The sequence below is a fragment of the Microbulbifer maximicatervae (SeqCode) genome, assembly GCF_052467305.1.
In genome coordinates this window covers 1,786,363-1,806,322 of record NZ_CP174306.1, presented here as the reverse complement: position 1 = coordinate 1,806,322, position 19,960 = coordinate 1,786,363, and the positions used below count along the sequence as shown (strand labels likewise).

Here is a 19,960-nt window from a genome sequence, read left to right as displayed (position 1 = left end):
TATCTTTCCGCCTTCCCCAGCAGTATCACTTACACGCTTCTACTTTTTCCAGATTAAAAGCCTCCCCGATTTTAATCCAAACAGGCAGGTTCTGCTGTTACATGAGTATTGCCAATCCAAGTATTACTTCCACTACAGGTTGGATCGGTAGGATCACGTAAATCAAATGCAGAATTATCAAGCGATGTATTCCCTACCACCACATTATTCTCATTATTGAATCCAGCGATATTGATACCGGCTGTATCAGGCGAGCCATTTGTCCCATTTTCCATTACTATGTTTTGTATTATAGAAGTACTTGATACATCTACATTGAGTTCAATCCCATTACTCGCACTGCCGGTAACAAAGTTCTGAATAACTGTTGTGTTACTTTCATTAATATCAATTCCGTTATCACCATCAGTACTACCGACAACAGTATTTAGCTGAACCAGTGTAAACACACCATTTACCGTGATTCCCTGATCACCGGCTGATTCAATATAATTATTGATAATTTGGTTTCGATCGCCTCTAACATCTATACCATCATCATTGCCAGTATCAATAATTTGATTCCCAACAATATTATTGGAGTCACTATCAATAACAATTCCCTCTCGTGGAGAGTTTAAGATCATAATTCCATCTATGGTATGAAATCCATCTCCCTCCAGGTTTAAACCATCTGGAAAGTCGGTTATCGTCCCACCATAAACGGCACCAGATAATCCATTAACTAAAATTCCAGCGATACCTTCTAGATTTGGGTTATCACAAATAATTTCCCCGCCCTCTGCCATCGTAAGACTTCCATTGGGTCCAGTTACTGTCACTGCATAGGGATTCGCCAGGCTCAGTTCACAATTCAGCGTTTCCGACAGGGTTTCAGCTGTTGTTATTACATCGCCACAATCAACAGCCATAACTAGTGGTGATGAGAATAAAGTAGCACTTGTGACGAAAACTGTGACTAACTTGTGGTAACAGGTGTTCATGGCAGGTCCCTCTCATTGATATAAGAAAATTGTAGGCATAAGCCACCCTTCACGTTTCCAATATCAATGAAAAGAATTTATTCTGAGCCTAAGGGGGCTTTCATTATATTGCTCTATCTCCCATCTATTGTTTGAGCTAGGCAAGCATAACGAAACTTTGATAACGCCAGTAAATAGACACTGTAATTGCCTTTACAATTTACCCAATTAATCCTTGAGACCTGCTAAAAGAACCTCAATAGCGATTCATCCCTATTTATCATCTCCTTAAAAGCTATTCTCGAACAGGACGTCATTTATCGACAGCTGTCCACCACGCCCATTCGCAACTTTTGCCGCTTTTCCAATCACTATCATCATCCCGATCAAATAACCTTCGGGCAAATTGATTAGCTCAGCGACTCTCTCTGGGTCAAACCCAACCATTGCACCTGTGTCATATCCCATCGACTTTGCCGCTAACATCATGGTTTGTGCCGCCAATCCGCAGCTTCGAATAGCCTCGTCCCGCTGTAGTTGCTGCTTACCCTTGTAGAACTCAGTTAGCATTGGCACTAATACATCCCGGGCCTCTTTCGGCGCATCGGCCCAGTACCGCTCCGGCCGGTCGCTCCAGGCATTAATATCTGCACAAAGTATGATCAACTCAGAAGCATCTTCTACTTGCTGTTGCCCCCAGGCTGCATCTTTAAGCTGGCTACGGAGGGAAATGTCAGTGATGCGCAGGAAACGCCAGTGCTGAATATTGTAGGAAGTCGGCGACAACATGGTCGCCTGGACCAGACGGGTGAAGTCCTCGGCAGGCATCTCTGCAGTGACATCGAAATGCTTAACCGAGCGGCGGGATTCAACAGCTTTAAACAATTCCATAAGTTTCTCTCTGACTATCGTTCGTTGATTGAATGTCGATGAGAAGAAGCTTATTGGGTTTCCCTATCGCTGATAATGGGGTTCGACGGAGACTTACTGTTGACGAAAGGTTAACAGTTTACTGATCCCAGTAAGGTGTATCGCCGCCAAAGTACTCTATTGCAAAGTCTATAAAGGCGCGGACTTTGGCTGGCATAAACTGCCGCTCAGGGAAAACCGCGTAGATAGACTTGGCAGACATCTGGTACTCCTCGAATAGAGGAATTAGCTTTCCAGCCTCAATGTCTGGTCCTGCCACGAAGGTGGGTAAGCGGCCTATCCCTACACCCTGAAGAAGAGCTTCCCTCAGTGCCTCACTATTATTTACCTGGTAGTTACCCTTCACCTCGATGGTATGTAAGTGATTGTCTTTGATAAAACCCCACTCTTTCACATCCCTGGAATAAGTAAAAATCAGGCAATTATGGGCGCTCAACTGCTCCAGTTCTGTGGGCTCCCCGAATTCCTTCAAGTAGGAAGGTGACGCACAGAGTACACTTTTCAGAGGTGCAAGTTTGCGGGCAATCAGGCTGGTATCGGGAAGGTCACCTCCACGAATAGCGATATCAAAGCCCTCCCCCACTAAATCGACAACTTTATCGTCCAGTATCATGTCGATACTAATCTCGGGGTAACGCTTCATAAATACGGGAATTAAGGGAGCCAGGTGCAATCTACCAAAGGACATAGGAGCATTGATCCGCAAGCGCCCCCGAGGCTCCCCCTGTAGCTGCAGAACTGCGTCTTGTGCATCTTTGGCCGATTTATAAGCAATGCGTGCGTGCTCATAAAAATGCTCCCCAGCCTCCGTCAGGCTCAACTTTCGCGTAGTTCTGTGCAAAAGCTTCACCCCAAGCTGCAGCTCCAACTGGGTAACCCGCTTGCTTACCGCTGATTTTGAGATGCCAAGTAACTTTGCCGCCGGGGAAAAGCCACCGGTTTCTGCCACAGTCACAAATATTGGAATCGCTGCAATTGTCTCCATAAGCAACTGTTTCCTTCTCCTCAACAGTGAGTGTCTATAATGCTGGATTATCAGTTTACCAGAAACGACATACACTTATCTCTCGCTAATAGAGGGAAGAAGCATGAGTGAGCTTACCAGGGGCATAACCCCATCAACTACAAGCCCCAACGCCTCGCTCTGGTGGGTTCACTGCCTGATGATACTTTGTACACTACTGGTTGCAGGATCATTTCCTATTGGGGAGTTAATCGCCGATTCACTCCCGGCGGATTCCATGATGTTGATTCGATTCTTAATTGCGGCGGGACTATTTGCACCCTTCATATTTTTAAAGCACGGGATTCAGCTTCCAGAACCCAAAAAACTGCTGGGATATGCTCTACTCAGCATCCCACTAGTTATCTTTTTCTGGTGTATGTTTGAAGCACTCAAATACACCACCGCAGTGAATACCGGCGCTCTTTTTACAACCGTTCCGGCGATGACAGCCATCTTTACTTTGATCATTAATGGCGAGCGAAGCAGCTCCCGCAAAGTTATCGGCCTAACCCTTGGGACTCTGGGTGCAGCCTGGATTGTATTCAAGGGGAGTATCTCAACAGCGATAATGCTAGACCTCAACAAAGGGGATTGGATATTCACCCTAGGTGCTATATCACTCAGTTTATATAACCCACTTATCAAGAAGGTTCACTCAGGGGAGCCTACAGAGGTCATGACATTCTGGGTTATTCTATTTGGTGCGCTCTGGTTACTATTGCTCTCTTTTCCAAACTTGAACCAGATAGAATGGCGAAATATACCCACCGAGACTTACGGCGGGCTATTCTATTTAGCCTTATTCTCAACTTTAATTAGTTTTTTTCTGCTGCAATTCAGCACATTAAGGATCGGGGCAACCAAAGTTGCGGCGTATAGCTTCTTGAATCCGATATTTGTACTAATAGTGGCCATAATATTGAAAATGGCAAACTTTAATATCAGCTTTATACCTGGAATAGTGCTGGTCTTTGCAGCCATGTTATTTATCCAGGCGGAAAAACCTAAGGAATAATATCTCTGAACAGCATATAAGAGATAGAATCGTACTGTCATCAACAGGTGCAATAATTCTAGTCGACAGGCTTTTCTATCTCATAAATTGCATCAGAAATATCCTCCAACTTAGAGGACACTATTACCTGAGCATCATGTAAACCCTGATTATAAAATCCGGCCCCCAACTCCTTTGCAAGGAAATCAATAAAGAACTCCGCTTCAAAACCGCCAATTTCCAGCTCAAATTCTTTAGACAGATAACCTCTAACCTTTTCGATTAGCTCTAACTTCCGTCTTTCTTCCAACTCAATTGTAGACATTATCTATTTTCCACCAATACACAGATTTAGAACAAACACCCAGACTCGAAGGAGAATAACACAAATATTGAGTCTCCCTAATGAAACCCAAATGAGCAGCATGCACACCGACGCCAACCTTAATCAGTAAACCGAACGATGCTAGATTCAAGCCTATTCGGATTAACTGAAATCAAACAGGATCCAAATGAGACTCTTTAACTACTTAATTATCCTTCTTATATTGGGCAGTAACTACGGTTGCTCAGAATCAGGCAACGAAAGTTCAGTAACCTCATGTAACAATGCTCGCGCCTCCAGTAAGGTAGTTGCAGATATTCTGTTCCCGGAACCTATTTCAGGGGGCAATCAAGGTGGGCGAGGTCAATATATTGCTCACGAACACTATTTGACAACTGAGCTACCTGCTGAAGGGGTTGAACCTGTATTCCACAAGCTCCAATTACTCTGCCAACAAGAGATGGGGAAAGAATGCACTATATTGCATTCTAGTCTCAATAATGATGAAAAGCCCTACGGAAGGATTCACTTTAGAATCCACCCCAGCGGGGTCGACAAAATCATTGATCTGGCATCAGAGCAAGGAGCAGTGATACAGCGAGAAACCAAAGCAGAAGATTTACAAGACGTCATTATCGACAACCAAAAGCGTCTTGAAATGTTACTCCAGTATCAGTCGAGGCTTGTAGAGCTGGAACAAAAATCTGCCAGTGACATTGATACTCTAATCAAGGTTGCTGAAAAGTTAGCATCGGTACAATCTGATATTGAGTATTCACAGGGGAAAAAAGCTAAACTGCTCAAGCGAACTCAGATGGATGTGGTTCAAATTGAGTTACACTCAAAATCCTACACTTCTTTCTGGGCCCCCATGTCAGACTCCCTATCTCATTTTGGTGAAAACTTGTCTGACGGGTTATCTGAAGCAATCACTGCAATCGCATACCTTTTACCTTGGACTCTTATCGCCCTATTTTTATTTTATATGATTCGCATAATTTGGCGTAAAACCAGAGCCTAGCTACTTACATAACCTCAAGATACTTGTATGTCTTAACAAGGCTATAGAACTCGTAAGAAGCTTTGATACCACACGCGAGAGATAAAAAAGCCAGACCATTTAAAATGGTCCGGCTTTTTTATTATGGAGTAGCAATAACTACTCAGAAGTTGTAGTTGAAACGTACACCATAGTTAGCTGGGGTAGAGAATGGTCCAGACACCAGTGCATCGCTACCTTCCGCGTAGTACGGAATAACTTCATCGGTCAGGTTATAACCATAAGCTTCAACATTCCACTGATCGTCGGGGCTTACGTACTTAATGGAAGCATTAATCATCCAGAACGGATCACGGCTATCATCAAATGCAGAGGTATCACCAACCGGGAAGTCATGCTTGTCAACATTCCAGAAGGTCAGGTATGACTTATCTTCCCAGTGAACACTGATGAACGGAATAATTGCGCCACCGTGAGCCAGCTCAAAGGTATGGTCGTAGTTAATAGTGAAACTGTACTGAGGCGATACCGGCAGTTCGTTACCCTTCAGGTTACGGTAGAGCTCAGGGTTGCTGTCATCATGAGCCGCAGCCCAATCAGTAATCTCAAACAGTGATGGGTTGTTATAGTTCCAGCGGTTTACGAAATCGGACGTGATCTCTGTTCGCATCCAAGTTGCAAAACCACTGATATGGCCATTTGGATACGGAGCCCAGTCAAATTCAAACTCAAATCCTTTAATTTCTGAATGCGCAGCATTCTTGGTTCGATAAATTACCGCGGGTTCTGAAGTGATTTCCCCTGTAAGTTCGCCTGCATCATCAACCTCTCTCACCAAAAACGTATAGGCAACATCTGGAGCGGCCAGCTGCATATCTTTATATTTTGAGAAAAAGAATGTACCGGCAAGATTCAAGCGACCATCGAGGAAACTACCTTTGGCCCCAAACTCCCAGGTGTCAACCGTTTCTTCATCATAGTTGGTTTTAAAAGTTTGCTCTACAACACGATTGCCATCTGCATCGAGAATATCTTCGGCAGTCTCAGGGTCCTGCGCGTATTTGTAAACAACATCACCCAAGCCACCAGACTTAAACCCGGTTGCGAAATAAGCATAGAGCATTATATCGTCAGTCAGATCGTAATCGACCCCAAGACGATAATCGACATTTTCCCAATTATCATCGACATCATTGTAAGTATCGATGGAATAAATGGAGTCATCCGCAAAGTAGTCGGAGGGTAGCTCACTGAAGGTCGGATGGTTATAAGCAGGAAAACACCCGTATTCGCCAGTTATTTCAGTATCCAGTGACCAATCACGGCGGCAACTTAGGTTATTACCCCCCTCATCACTTTTTTCATCATAAGTATAGCGAGTGCCAAATGTGAGGTGCAGAGTGTCTGTGAGGCTATAAGTCGCCTGAGCAAATGCCCCAAGTGCATCAACATTTCTCTCCGGTTGACGCCAGAAAACGGAATTATCCAGTGATGCCAAGAAATAGCCATTCAGGTCGTTAGACTCATGAAAATAGAATAGACCTGTGATCCACTCAAGGGGGCCATCATCAGTAGATTGCAGCTGTAGCTCATGAGAGTATGAGACATTTTCTGCATCAGTGATGCTCATGCTCATATCCCAACTATTGCGACCAGCATCAGCATCAATCAAGTTACTGCGATTCTGTACCGCATAACCTGTATTATATACAAACGCCATGCTGTCACTAAAATCCCAACGGAAGTTGGAACGGAATGCATCCATGGTCAGGTCAAGCTTGCCGGGAACGTTTACTGCTACTGTGTACTCGTCAGCACCAGGACCATAATAAGTTTCACAAGTTGTTTCATCTGTCCGCTTCGCGGCCTTTTCACAGTCAATGGTATTAATACCACCGGCACTTTGATCCTGATAATGTTCGACAACGGTGTACCAGGAAATATCCTCTGTTGGCTCCCACAAGGCGCCAATACGAATCGCCTGTTGATCAACATTACCGTAGAAGTCTTCAGGGTCGGCTTTTACCAGAGAAACATCCTCAGATGTCCACCAGTTATTGCTTTGAATAAATGTACGCTCAGCATCATCAGCGAGAGGGGTTGCGCCTAGACTATCCGCGCTGAAATAACGATTGTCATATTGGTTAGCATCGTAGTAACCAGTAAGGTAGGAGTCCCGTGTTTCGCTCATGGCAGATACACGAAGAGCAAAGGTGTCGGAGACGGGTATGTTGATCACCCCTCTTACCATTTCTCGATCCCAGCTACCGTATTCAACGCCGACGTTGCCTTCAAATTCGTCGATTACTGGCTTCTTGGAGAGAACGTTTATGGCACCAACGGTAGAGTTGCGTCCATATAGGGTACCCTGAGGTCCGCGCATGGCTTCAACCCGCTCGGAGTCAAACATCATTGCCATTGCAGACTGGGGACGCGCTGAGTAAATGCCGTCAAAGTGTAACCCTACCGCCGGATCACCCAATTCACTGGTGTTTGTAGAGCGTACACCACGCATGGAAATTACTGGGGAGGACTGGGAGGCATCGTAGCCGATATCCACATTGGGGATAGTGTTGCCCAGGTCCTTAATATTTTTGATACCCTGACGGTCCAGCTCTTCCTGCGTAAATGCACTGATTGCTACGGGGGTTTCCATCAGGTTGGTTTCGCGCTTGGTTGCGGTAACCGTTACTTCTTCCAGCGCCCAATCGTCATCCTGTTGGCTATCTTCCTGAGCCCAAGCCGACACTACCGCGACATTTGCCATTGCAATTGCAAAGGTAAGTGGTTTTTTAATTCTCATTGATGTCTCTCCAATCTGCTGCAAAAGGAAAGCCACATTTATTTTTTAATGAATGGCCATCCCATAGGGCCGTCGGCAGTACGGCGGCTAGGCTAAAATCTCAAAAAGAAGGGACGTAAGAAACTCAGATACGATAGAGCGGATCGCGACTAGGACAAAGAGGACTAGTTCACAATTTGTTGTCACTAGCTGCGACCAGCAAGTCAAGTAAGTACTGAAACCGTAGGATTCATATACCAGCTTTCTACGAATATTGGGAATTTTTTAGAGTCTATCTGCTTGCTCACCCAACGCCTCGCATCCCAACAGCAGGCCTTAAATATACGTGCGCTGAGCAATAAAGACTATATCTAAACAGACCTGGATGTGACTATTAAGGCAAGCCCTGTCTCACAATGATAAAAACACAGCTTTTTTCTCAGATAAAAACCTACCGGAAAACACAGGAAAACCGGAAGAAAAGTTATTGTCAGGATTACTGAGATTAATATTCGCCTACAAAATTAAATATATAGGGAATATAAAATTTCATTGGAGTAAAAATTTAAAACCGATTCCTAATTGTTTTTACAGTAGGAAAATAAAAAGGGGCCAAAAGGCCCCCTGTAAAGAAATCACCAAAGTCCTAAAAGCTATCGCCAGGTATTCGCACCCAACCTTCCATTAGGATTCGAGCGCTACGACTCATAATAGCCTTGGTAGCAGCCCACTGACCTTCGACCTCTTTGGCTTCAGCACCCACACGCAAGGTACCCGATGGGTGGCCGAAGCAAACAGAGCTGCGCTCACCCCCGCCAGCTGCAAGGTTAATCAAAGTGCCCGGGATCGCTGCAGCGGTGCCAATGGCTACTGCTGCCGTGCCCATCATGGCGTGGTGCAACTTGCCCATAGATAAGGCACGCACGAGGAGGTCGACCTCAGAAGATGCCACTGCCTTGCCACTGGATGCAGTGTAATCCTGCGGTTTAGCGACAAAAGCAACCTTAGGGGTATGGTGGCGATTGGCAGCTTCTTCAATGTTAGGAACCAATCCCATCTTTACCGCACCGTGAACGCGAATGCTCTCAAACATCGCCAGTGCTTTGCTGTCACCATTAATGGCATCCTGCAATTCAGTGCCGGTGTAGCCAATATCTTCTGCATTGACGAAAATTGTCGGAATGCCAGCATTGATCATGGTGGCCTTGAGCACACCTACATCGGGCACTTCCAGATCATCGACCAGGTTACCGGTAGGAAACATGGCACCCTCACCGTCGGCAGGGTCCATAAATTCCACTTCCACTTCAGCCGCCGGAAAAGTCACTCCGTCCAGCTCAAAGTCCCCGGTTTCCTGAACTTCACCATTGGTCATAGGTACATGGGCAACAATGGTCTTGCCAATATTGGCCTGCCAGATGCGCACGGTGCAGATGCCATTTTCTGGCACTCTGGCGGGCTCTACAAAACCGCTATTGATGGCAAAGGCACCCACGGCGGCAGTTAGATTGCCGCAGTTACCACTCCAATCAACAAACGGCTTATCGATGGAAACCTGACCAAACAGGTAGTTCACATCGTGATCGGCTTTATCGCTGGGCGATAAAATTACCGTTTTGCTGGTGCTTGAAGTAGCGCCACCCATACCGTCGGTTTGCTTACCGTAGGGGTCTGGACTACCAATCACGCGCAGCAGCAAGTTGTCACGGGCCTGCCCCGGCACTTGTGTAACTTCGGGCAGATCTTGCAAGCGGAAGAAAACGCCCTTGCTGGTTCCCCCGCGCATATAAGTCGCGGGGATTTTTATTTGAGGAGCAAACTTCATAACTCAGACCGTCGCTTCTGCTTCGAGGAAGTCTTTGGCAAAGCGCTGCAAAACACCCCCAGCCTCATAAATGGAAACTTCTTCTGCGGTATCCAATCGACAGGTAACAGGAGCCTCAATCGTCTCACCATTGGCACGGTGGATAAGCAAGGTCAGCGTGGCATGGGGAGTGCGCTCACCGATTACGTCGAAACTCTCGGTACCGTCGATACCCAGGGTTTCACGGGTAGTGCCCGGCTTAAACTCCAGCGGCAGTACACCCATACCGATCAGGTTGGTGCGGTGAATTCGCTCGAAGCCTTCGGCCACAATCGCTTCCACACCCGCAAGGCGCACACCTTTCGCAGCCCAGTCACGGGAGGAGCCCTGCCCATAATCGGCACCCGCAATGATAATCAGCGGCTGCTTGCGATCCATATAGGTCTCGATGGCTTCCCACATACGGGTAACCTGTCCTTCCGGCTCGACACGAGCCAGGGAGCCCTGACGGACCTCGCCGTTATCATCGCGCACCATTTCGTTGAGTAGCTTCGGATTGGCGAAAGTTGCACGCTGGGCAGTGAGGTGGTCGCCGCGGTGGGTCGCGTAGGAGTTAAAGTCCTCCTCCGGCAATCCCATTTTCGCCAGGTATTCACCGGCAGCACTGCTGGCCAGAATGGCATTGGACGGAGACAAGTGGTCGGTAGTGATATTGTCACCCAGCACCGCCAGAGGGCGCATGCCCTTCAAACTGCGCTCGCCTGCCAGGGCACCTTCCCAATAAGGTGGGCGGCGGATATAGGTGCTCATCGGGCGCCAGTCGTAGAGTGCGTGGCCCTGCTCTTCTGCGGCATCCCGCTCTTCAAACATGGGAATATACACATCGCGGAACTGCTGTGGCTTCACGCTCTGACGTACGATCGCATCGATCTCTTCATCGCTGGGCCAAATATCTTTCAGGGTAATCGGGTTGCCTTCCCCATCGTATCCCAGCGCATCTTTTTCGATATCGAACCGGATGGTGCCGGCAATAGCGTAGGCAACGACCAGCGGCGGCGAAGCCAGGAAAGCCTGCTTGGCATAGGGGTGGATACGACCGTCGAAGTTGCGGTTTCCGGACAGGACTGCAGTAGCATACAGATCGCGGTCGATCACTTCCTGCTGGATTTTCGGGTCCAGGGCACCGCTCATGCCGTTACAGGTGGTGCAGGCGAAAGCCACTACGCCGAAACCCATCTGCTCCAGATCCGGTAGCAGGTCGGCCTCTTCCAGATACATTTTTACCGTTTTGGAGCCCGGTGCAAGGGAGGATTTCACCCAGGGCTTACGGGTCAGGCCGAGCTTGTTCGCATTGCGGGCAATCAGGCCTGCGGCAATCATATTGCGCGGGTTGCTGGTATTGGTGCAGCTGGTAATCGCCGCAATAATCACAGCACCATCGGGCATCTCACCGGCTTTCTCTTCCCAGGCTTTAGCGATACCGCGATTAGCCAGTTCCGAGGCCGGCAGCAGCGCGTGGGGGTTGGAGGGGCCAGCAAGGTTGCGGCCGACTGTGTCCAGGTCAAACTTCAGTACCCGCTCGTATTCGGCATCCTTCAAGGTGTCGGACCAAAGGCCCGTTTCCTTGGCAAACTTCTCTACCAAAGCTACCTGCTCATCATCACGGCCGGTGAGTTTGAGGTAGTCGATGGTTTGCTCATCGATAGAGAACATGGCCGCAGTAGCGCCATACTCTGGAGTCATATTGGAAATAGTGGCGCGATCGCCCAGGGTCAGGTTGGAAGCCCCCTCACCGTAAAACTCCAGGTAGGCTCCAACCACGCGCTCGCGGCGCAGGAATTCAGTGAGAGCCAATACCAAGTCGGTACCAGTTATACCCGGCTGCAGCTTTCCGGTGAGCTCCACTCCAACAATATGCGGCAGACGCATATAAGAGGCGCGGCCAAGCATCACGCTCTCAGCTTCCAGGCCGCCAACACCCACAGAAATCACACCAAGAGCGTCTACCATCGGCGTGTGGCTGTCGGTACCGACACAGGTATCCGGGAAGGCCACACCCTCGCGCACCTGCACCACCGGAGACATTTTCTCCAGATTGATCTGGTGCATGATGCCGTTTCCGGGGGGAATCACATCGACGTTTTCAAATGCGGTTTTGGTCCAGTTGATAAAGTGGAAGCGATCTTCGTTACGACGCTCCTCTACCGCACGATTTTTTTCAAAAGCATCCTTCTCAAATCCGGGGTGCTCTACCGCGAGGGAGTGATCCACAATCAACTGGGTGGGAACCACTGGATTTACCTTGGCAGGATCACCGCCTTTATCGGCAATGGCATCGCGCAGACCGGCCAGGTCTACAAGCGCAGTTTGGCCGAGGATGTCGTGGCACACCACTCGGGCAGGAAACCAAGGGAAGTCCAACTCGCGCTTGCGCTCAATAATCTGTTTCAGGGAGTCGGTCAGTTTTGCCGGCTCGCAGCGACGCACCAGGTTTTCCGCCAGAATACGTGAGGTATACGGCAGTTTGGCATAGGCTCCGGGCTGGATCGCGTCAACAGCGGCTCGGGTATCGAAATAATCGAGGTCTGTACCGGGCAGTGATTTGCGGTAATCAGTATTCATAGCAGGTAAATCAGTCGAATCTTTTTTTAAAATCGTATCTCTTCTGAGGGTGGCTCCAGGCCACTCACCAAAGGCAACCTGGAGCCGGCACACCGGGTGTGCCTCATTTCAAAAGTGAAATGAAAATTAACCGCGCTCAGCGATTGGAGTTACTGTACGGGGTTCAACACCTACGTACTCCGCACTCGGGCGAATAATGCGGTTATCAGCGCGCTGCTCGAATACATGTGCAGCCCAGCCGGTAACGCGGGACATTACAAAAATCGGGGTAAACAATTTTGTGGGAATACCCATAAAGTGATACGCGGAAGCGTGGAAGAAGTCTGCATTACAGAACAATTTTTTCTCACGCCACATCACTTCTTCACAGCGAACAGATACCGGGTACAACACGGTATCACCAACATCTTCAGCCAACTTTTCAGACCAGCCTTTGATAATCTCATTGCGCGGGTCGGACTCGCGGTAAATGGCGTGGCCGAAGCCCATAATCTTCTCTTTGCGCTCCAGCATGCCCAGCAGTTCTTTCTCTGCTTCGTCTGGATTGGAGAAACGCTCGATCAGTTCCATTGCCGCTTCGTTGGCACCACCATGCAGAGGACCACGCAGAGTGCCGATAGCACCGGTGATGCAGCTGAACAGATCGGACAAAGTGGAGGCACAAACGCGAGCGGTAAAAGTAGATGCGTTAAATTCGTGCTCTGCATACAGAATCAGGGAAACGTTCATGACCTGCTCGTGCAGTTCATTGGGCTTCTCATCGCGCAGCATATGCAGGAAGTGGCCGCCAATGCTGTCGTCATCGGTTTCAGTTTCGATGCGCACATTGTCGTGGGTGAAACGGTACCAATAGCAGATTATGGAGGGGAATGCGGCCAGCAGGCGATTGGCTTTATCCAACTGCTGGGCGAAGGATTCTTCACCTTCCAGGTTACCCAACATGGAACAACCGGTGCGCATTACATCCATAGGATGGGCATCAGCCGGAATGCGCTCAAGCACTTCTTTTAATGCTTGCGGCAGGCCACGCTTGGCTTTCAGCAGCGCCTTGTACTCCGCCAGCTCTCCCTCAGTGGGTAATTCCCCATAGAAAATCAGGTAGGCAACTTCTTCAAACTCACAGTGCTGGGCCAGATCTTTAATATCGTAACCGCGGTAAGTCAGGCCGGAACCGGATTTGCCCACTGTAGAAAGTGCAGTTTTACCTGCTACCTGGCCGCGCAGACCAGCACCGCCCAATGCTTTCTCTACCATCTTCTTATTTCCCCTGTTGTATACACATTTGCTGTGTTCATCCAATTGAAAGCGCAGCGCCCGGCTTTCGCACCGGGCTGCTTGGGAGCCTCTGAATAACTCCGTAATGCCTACTTATTGAAAAGTTCGTCCAGCTTCTGCTCAAACTCGTGATAATTCAGGTAATTGTACAGCTCCTCACGAGTCTGCATGGTGTCGACAACCGCTTGCTGATCGCCATTTTGCAGGATACTGGTATAAACATTTTCCGCCGCGCGGTTCATCGCACGGAACGCCGACAGTGGATACAGTACGATATCTGCGCCCGCTTCGCCCAAATCTTTGGCGTTATACAGCTTGGTTTTACCAAACTCGGTAATATTCGCCAAAATCGGCACATTTAGCGCGTCTTTAAAGGCACGATAGTGCTCAAGTTCAGTAACCGCTTCCGCGAAAATGCCGTCGGCGCCAGCCTCAATACAAGCCTGGGCGCGTTCAATAGCCGCATCGAGTCCTTCCTGTGCAAGGGCATCGGTGCGAGCCATTACAAAGAAATCATCATCGGTACGGGCATCTACTGCCGCTTTGATACGGTCGACCATCTCCTGCTTGGAAACAATCTCTTTATTCGGGCGGTGGCCGCAGCGCTTCTGCGCTACCTGATCTTCGATGTGTACTGCAGCGGCTCCAGCGCGGATCATCTCTTTAATGGTGCGGGAAATGTTGAAAGCGCCACCCCAACCAGTATCGATATCCACTAAAAGCGGCAACTCACTGGCAGCAGTTATACGGCGCACATCCTCCAGTACATTATCGAGGCTGGTCATACCCAAGTCCGGCAGACCGTAGGAGGCGTTGGCAACACCGGCGCCAGACAGGTAAATCGCCTTATGACCAATACGTTCGGCCATAATGGCGGAATAGGCGTTGATGGTACCAACCACTTGCAGCGGTTGATTCTCGGCGAGTGCAGCGCGGAAACGCGCGCCAGCAGAAGGCTTTTGGCTCATGCTCTACCTCAGTTTCTTTTCAATGTTTATTCTCGAGGCGCGGATATGCCGGCGCATTAACAGCTCCGCCAGCTCACCATCCCCGGCCTCAATGGCCTCAATAATATGGTTGTGCTCGCGGAAAGCCCGCTGGGCCCGGGGACTGGCCATCCCCAATTGGTAGCGATACATACGAACACGGTAATAAAGTCGATTGCACAGGGTATCGATCAGAAGATCATTCTTTGATGCCTGCACGATGCGGAAATGAAAATCAAAATCCCCTTCCGGCTGGAAGTACGCCTTACCGGCCTGCAGCTCTTCCTGCTGCTCATGGTGGTAGAGCATTTGGCGCAGCTCGACCAGGTCTTCCTCGGTGCGCTGTTCCGCTGCCAGACGGCAAGCCATACCCTCGAGGGCTTCGCGAACTTCATAGAGTTCCAGTAAGCCGCGCTCACTTAACTCTACAACCCGGGCTCCGACATTGACCTTACGTTCCAGCAGCCCCAAAGACTCCAGGCGCATCACTGCTTCGCGCAAACTCCCGCGACTGGCATTAAAGCGGCGCGCCAGTTCCGGCTCGCTAATTTTGCTGCCAGAGGCGATTTGCCCCTCCACAATTTCAGCGCGCAAAGTCAGAAATAAGCGTTCAGCAAGGCTTTGACGCTCCTCTGAAGCTGAACCGGCAGTACCAACTACAGTCATGCAAGACCTGGATTGTCGACAATCTTAATGGGGCATGACATTAAATCACCAGCATTCTCTCGTCAACTGCAGGCATCTACGATTAAACATTAAGGATTGTTGACAATAGGGCAAAATAGGTGACTTTCAACAGAGCAGTAGTCTTGCCATGTTTAAGTGGGCATAATAGCGCCCGCGCCAGATGAGCCTGTTCGACTAACGCGAGCGCTCTATGCTTTATTTGGGGCTTAGGGAAAATCCCACAGAAAGAATATCCAGGCCTCGGAACAGCGCTTGTTTTAGGCTGCCACCACCCAGGTTACAGACAGAGTTATGCCGAAGAGTATTATCAGGCGATGGCTGCCAAGCCCCGAAGAAGTTAGAGCCAACAACGGCCTCAAATTTCTGGGGACTCTTCTCCACGACCCCAACCTTTTTCATTTGAATCGACACTCAGTCTCGGTCGCATTTGCGGTTGGCGTATTTACCAGCTTCCTCCCCTTGCCAGGGCAAATGGTTATTGCCGCCCTGCTCGCACTTTGGCTGCGCTGCAATCTACCTTTGTCGATGATTCTTGTATGGATCAGCAACCCAATCACCATGCCGGCTATTTTCTTTAGCACTTACAAGCTCGGCGCCTGGGTTCTAGGGGCGCCACCGGTGGATTTCAGCATCGAACTGTCGTGGGAATGGTTGACCAGTGAAGTCGGGAAGATCTGGCTGCCACTATTTACCGGCTCTCTGATTGCCGGGGCATTCTTTGCGACAGTGGCCTATTTTGCCATGCGTGCCCTCTGGCGCTGGCACGTTGTGAAAAGATGGAAATTGCGAATCCAAAGGCGATCAGCGGTCAGTTAATTTTTCCCACTGTAAACCCTCTGCAGGCACCAACAGGCAAAAGCCCCTGAAGCAATTGCCAGCAATGCCTGCAGGTAATACTCGGTAAGAGCACCTAGCACCAGAGCTGCAATAGCTCCAACAAATAAAGCCTTGCGGGCCACCTTAATTTTGGCAGTAGCCGCAGCCAACGCGGCCGCCCACACCACCATAAACGCTGAAAGTACCGCCCCCAGTGAAACAATCCAAATGGGCCAGATCTCCCACCCCTCTGCGTAGCAAACAGAACCACTACGCATATCAGGCGGACAAAAAACCCTTAGGTACCACCCATCCAGCATCAAGGTAAAACAAGCAGCCAGCACCCAAGCCAAAATTGCGGCGGGCACCGGCAGATATCTTCTAAAAATTGATACCCTACCCAAAAGCCCGGCCCGACTTACTCATTGCGCAAGGCCGCTGCCGGCTGAACCCGACTGGCCTTAAGCGCCGGATACAAAGTTGCCAGCAAGCTAAGCAGAAAGCCCGCCGCCACAACCAGTGCCACGTCTCCCCACACCAACTGGGACGGCAAATAATCCACGGGATAGACATCAGACTTTAGGAACTGGATGCCGAGCATTGATTCCAGGCCCGCTACCAATTTGGTCACCGTCAGCGAGCCCAACACCCCCAACGCACCACCAACTACAGCCCCCACAAGCCCGACCAGCGCCCCCTGACTCACAAAAGTCAGCAAAATCTGTCGGGTACTGGCCCCCATAGTACGGAGGATGGCGATATCAGCATGCTTATCGATAACCACCATCACCAAAGTGGAAACCACATTAAAAGCGGCAATCGCAATAATCAGGAAAACCAGTAACCCCACCAGGTTGCGGGACATCTGAATAGCCTGGTAGAGGTTGCCGTGGGTTCGGCTCCAATCAGTGCCGTAGAAATTGCCCCGTGGCAAGTCTTGCAGAAGACGCCGCATAATCCAGTTCGCCTCGAGCATTTCATTGACCCGTAACTGGACCCCTGCCCCACCGCTACCTCCAGCCAGAGCCCTGGCCTGCTGCCAGGCAACCAGGGCGAGAGATTGATCCAATACAGTGCCAGAGTGAAAAACCTGCGCCACTTTAAATCCAGCAACCCTGGCTGCCTTGCGTGCACCGGTGGCACTATCGTTATTTGGTACGATCAGGGAAAGGTAATCACCCGCCTCAACCCCCAACTTTTCAGCGAGCCCTTTACCCAGAACCACACCCGGTTCAGACGGGTCAAGCAAGGCATCGAAGGATGATGATTCAAGAAAGTCCCCGATATTGGAGACTTCAGTAATTGTCTCCGGGTTGACCCCCTGCACCAACAGCGGCGTCACTTCAGCCCCACGCCTGGCGAGCGCATTGACCTGCCACACTTCTGCCGCGGAGAGAACCGCAGGGTCGGAAACCAATTGTTGGCGCAACTGGGCCCAATCCACATCAGGGCTCCCGTTGTAAATAGTGACATGAGGCATAATTCCCAGGATTCGCTCGCGCAACTCCCGGTCAAAACCATTCATCACCGACATCACCACAATCATCAAGGCGACACCGAGGATCAAACCAATCATCGATAAACCGGAAATGAATGAGACCAAACCGGCCGAATCGTCATTTCTGCGCTGGGCACCGGCATAGCGAAGCCCAATATAAGCGGGAAGTGGCTTAAACATGATCACCCTGGTGCCAGTCAGCGGTCAGCCGCCCATCGATCAGATGCAGACAGCGATCCAGGGCCGCCGCCAGATCCGGGTCATGGGTAACGATCACAAAGCTAATTCCCATCTCCTGATTCAAGCGATCCATCAATTTGTGGATCTCTGCCCCCGTAGCCCGATCCAGATTGCCGGTGGGCTCATCCATCAAAACACAGGCGGGTCTTGTCACCAGTGCCCGGGCAATGGCCACCCGTTGCCGTTCACCGCCAGAAAGCTGTGATGGCTTGTGCCCCATGCGTTCACCCAGGCCTACCGCCGTGAGCATGGCCTCGGCCTCTTTGCGAGCTTCGGCAACTGAACGCTTGCCGATCAGTAATGGCATGGCGACATTTTCCAGGGCGGAAAACTCGTTAAGCAAATGGTGAAACTGGTATACAAAACCGAGACTGCTATTTCTCAACCAACCCCGCTCATTGGCGTTGAGTTCAGCGAGATTCTTACCCGCAACCCAGACCTCACCGGAGCTTGGGGTATCGAGGCCACCAAGCAAGTTGAGCAGTGTCGATTTACCAGAGCCCGAAGCGCCGACGATGGCCAATTTCTCGCCCCGCTTTACCTCAAGCTCAACACCACTCAGAACCTCCAGATCCCGACCTCCCTGGCGATAATGTTTGCGCAATTGCCGACAAGCCAAAACAGCACCATCCGGGGCCGGAGCTGGCTGTGCTTTTTCCGTATCTATTTCCACTCGACTGTTCATCAAACTATTCGCTGTCTCTCAACATCTATAAATCACGCCAACAACAGATCGGCCATGGATTTATATAAATTATTCGTAACGCAAAGCTTCCGCTGGCTCAATCTGTGCCGCTCGCCAGGCAGGAAATATCGTTGCCAACAGACTCATACAAATTGCTGCCGTTAACACCACTACCGCATCGCCGACGCGAAATTCAGAAGGCAGGTAACTAACAAAGAAAACACGGGGATCAAATATCTTGGCGCCTACCACCGACTCAATCCAGGTCACCATTTCAGTCAGGTTCATCGCTATCACGATACCTAAAACAGCACCGGCAAAAGCGCCGATAATGCCAATGGCACTCCCCTGAATCACAAACACCGCCATAATCTGGCGGGAGGTGAGCCCCAATGTTCGCAGCACCGCTATATCGGAGCGTTTATCCGCAACCATCAGCACTAATGCGGAGACAATATTAAATGCGGCCACGGCGACAATGATCATCAGCATCAACGTAACAACGGTCTTCTCCATTTTAACTGCCTGGAAAAGACTTCCCTGGGAGTCCCCCCAGTCTTCCCCCTGAAAACCCTCGCCCAGCTCATTTGCATAGACAGAAACAAGCCCCAACGCATTGTCCATATCGTCAAAGCGCAACTGCAGCCCCTGGACCTTACCCGTCATCCGGGTCAGGCGCGCAGCGTCTTCAATATTGATCAGCGCGACATTCTGATCCACCTGCGCACCCACAGAGAAAACACCGGCAACCGTGAAACGCTTTGTTCTGGGGAATATACCAGCGGGGGTCACGCTGACTTCTGGCAGGGTCAGTATTACCGAATCTCCGGGAATCACATTGAGCTGATGGGCAAGGATTCGCCCCAGAACCACCCCGTAGCTGCGGGGCTCGAGCAAATCCAGGTTACCCATCACCATATGCTCACCGACGGTAGACACCTTGCGCAGCGCTTGCGGTTCCACACCTTGGAACTGGGCACCGTGACTGCTGCCATGAGCACTCAAGAGGGCGTAGCCATTCACAAAAGGGCTGGTCGCTTCGACATGTGGCTGAGCTTCCAACTGCCGTGCAGGTGTCTCCCAGTCCACAAGGCCGCCTTCCCGCTCGACAAAGCCGTGAGGTACAACACTTAGTATTCGAGTTTTAAGCTCACGATCGAAGCCGTTCATAACAGAAGCGACAACAATCAACGCAAAAACACCAAGGGCCATTCCCAGTAGAGAAAAGCCATTGATAAAGGAAATAAACTGCTGCCTGCGGCGGGCAGCCACGTAGCGCAGACCAATAAATAGGGGGACAGGTTTTAACATAGGGTCGATTTAAACGGAAAAACGTCAGGAAATCCAA

General features: G+C 49.9%; 17 protein-coding genes. 3 read left to right on the top strand and 14 right to left on the bottom strand.

Annotated elements, in window-relative coordinates:
• Window positions 1-71: 71 nt before the first annotated feature.
• The 3 genes from ACJJI4_RS08110 to ACJJI4_RS08100 form a co-directional block, all read right to left on the bottom strand.
• On the bottom strand, window positions 72-983 hold the full coding sequence (locus ACJJI4_RS08110) for a right-handed parallel beta-helix repeat-containing protein (protein ID WP_444927683.1): 912 nt from the start codon (window positions 981-983) through the stop codon (window positions 72-74).
• A 267-nt stretch (window positions 984-1,250) separates the two neighbouring features.
• Window positions 1,251-1,853 (bottom strand): nitroreductase family protein, encoded by a 603-nt coding sequence (locus ACJJI4_RS08105; protein WP_444927682.1) that lies wholly within the window; start codon window positions 1,851-1,853, stop codon window positions 1,251-1,253.
• A gap of 118 nt (window positions 1,854-1,971) precedes the next feature.
• Complete coding sequence (locus tag ACJJI4_RS08100; RefSeq protein ID WP_444927681.1) at window positions 1,972-2,877, bottom strand: LysR family transcriptional regulator; 906 nt, start codon at window positions 2,875-2,877, stop codon at window positions 1,972-1,974.
• Window positions 2,878-2,980: 103 nt separating this feature from the next.
• Here ACJJI4_RS08100 and ACJJI4_RS08095 point away from each other — a divergent pair, with 103 nt between their 5' ends.
• Entirely contained in the window at window positions 2,981-3,913 is a 933-nt protein-coding gene (locus ACJJI4_RS08095; RefSeq protein ID WP_444927680.1) for a DMT family transporter, read from the top strand.
• A 58-nt stretch (window positions 3,914-3,971) separates the two neighbouring features.
• On the opposite strand, the gene ACJJI4_RS08090 is transcribed toward ACJJI4_RS08095, so the two are convergent.
• Complete coding sequence (locus ACJJI4_RS08090; protein ID WP_444927679.1) at window positions 3,972-4,217, bottom strand: DUF2164 domain-containing protein; 246 nt, start codon at window positions 4,215-4,217, stop codon at window positions 3,972-3,974.
• Window positions 4,218-4,404: 187 nt separating this feature from the next.
• On the opposite strand from ACJJI4_RS08090, the gene ACJJI4_RS08085 reads away from it, so the two are divergent.
• Window positions 4,405-5,238, top strand: coding sequence for a DUF4349 domain-containing protein (locus ACJJI4_RS08085; RefSeq protein WP_444927678.1), 834 nt, complete (start codon window positions 4,405-4,407; stop codon window positions 5,236-5,238).
• Window positions 5,239-5,380: 142 nt separating this feature from the next.
• On the opposite strand, the gene ACJJI4_RS08080 is transcribed toward ACJJI4_RS08085, so the two are convergent.
• The 6 genes from ACJJI4_RS08080 to ACJJI4_RS08055 form a co-directional block, all read right to left on the bottom strand.
• A complete protein-coding gene (locus ACJJI4_RS08080) occupies window positions 5,381-8,020 on the bottom strand; it encodes a TonB-dependent receptor (protein WP_444897152.1) in 2,640 nt (879 codons plus the stop codon).
• Window positions 8,021-8,645: 625 nt separating this feature from the next.
• Window positions 8,646-9,824, bottom strand: a complete 1,179-nt coding sequence (gene prpF / locus ACJJI4_RS08075; protein WP_444927677.1) for a 2-methylaconitate cis-trans isomerase PrpF — start codon at window positions 9,822-9,824, stop codon at window positions 8,646-8,648.
• 3 nt (window positions 9,825-9,827) lie between these two features.
• Window positions 9,828-12,425, bottom strand: coding sequence for a Fe/S-dependent 2-methylisocitrate dehydratase AcnD (gene acnD / locus ACJJI4_RS08070; protein ID WP_444897150.1), 2,598 nt, complete (start codon window positions 12,423-12,425; stop codon window positions 9,828-9,830).
• A gap of 126 nt (window positions 12,426-12,551) precedes the next feature.
• Window positions 12,552-13,679 (bottom strand): bifunctional 2-methylcitrate synthase/citrate synthase, encoded by a 1,128-nt coding sequence (gene prpC / locus ACJJI4_RS08065; protein WP_444905390.1) that lies wholly within the window; start codon window positions 13,677-13,679, stop codon window positions 12,552-12,554.
• Between the two features lie 110 nt (window positions 13,680-13,789).
• Entirely contained in the window at window positions 13,790-14,668 is an 879-nt protein-coding gene (prpB, locus tag ACJJI4_RS08060; protein ID WP_444927676.1) for a methylisocitrate lyase, read from the bottom strand.
• Window positions 14,669-14,671: 3 nt separating this feature from the next.
• Complete coding sequence (locus tag ACJJI4_RS08055; protein WP_282932633.1) at window positions 14,672-15,352, bottom strand: GntR family transcriptional regulator; 681 nt, start codon at window positions 15,350-15,352, stop codon at window positions 14,672-14,674.
• Between the two features lie 312 nt (window positions 15,353-15,664).
• Here ACJJI4_RS08055 and ACJJI4_RS08050 point away from each other — a divergent pair, with 312 nt between their 5' ends.
• Window positions 15,665-16,189, top strand: a complete 525-nt coding sequence (locus ACJJI4_RS08050) for a DUF2062 domain-containing protein (RefSeq protein WP_413665638.1) — start codon at window positions 15,665-15,667, stop codon at window positions 16,187-16,189.
• On the opposite strand, the gene ACJJI4_RS08045 is transcribed toward ACJJI4_RS08050, so the two are convergent.
• The 4 genes from ACJJI4_RS08045 to ACJJI4_RS08030 all read right to left on the bottom strand — a co-directional run bounded on the left by ACJJI4_RS08045 (window position 16,186) and on the right by ACJJI4_RS08030 (window position 19,923).
• Window positions 16,186-16,557: a hypothetical protein gene (locus ACJJI4_RS08045; protein ID WP_444912945.1), complete on the bottom strand. Its 372-nt coding sequence runs from the start codon at window positions 16,555-16,557 to the stop codon at window positions 16,186-16,188. The two genes, ACJJI4_RS08050 and ACJJI4_RS08045, sit on opposite strands and share 4 nt — an antisense overlap.
• A 50-nt stretch (window positions 16,558-16,607) precedes the next feature.
• A complete protein-coding gene (locus ACJJI4_RS08040) occupies window positions 16,608-17,867 on the bottom strand; it encodes a lipoprotein-releasing ABC transporter permease subunit (RefSeq protein WP_444927675.1) in 1,260 nt (419 codons plus the stop codon).
• Window positions 17,860-18,612 (bottom strand): lipoprotein-releasing ABC transporter ATP-binding protein LolD, encoded by a 753-nt coding sequence (gene lolD / locus ACJJI4_RS08035; RefSeq protein WP_413665861.1) that lies wholly within the window; start codon window positions 18,610-18,612, stop codon window positions 17,860-17,862. Before lolD ends, ACJJI4_RS08040 begins: the two co-directional genes overlap by 8 nt.
• A gap of 69 nt (window positions 18,613-18,681) precedes the next feature.
• Complete coding sequence (locus tag ACJJI4_RS08030; protein WP_444927674.1) at window positions 18,682-19,923, bottom strand: lipoprotein-releasing ABC transporter permease subunit; 1,242 nt, start codon at window positions 19,921-19,923, stop codon at window positions 18,682-18,684.
• Window positions 19,924-19,960 lie beyond the last annotated feature (37 nt).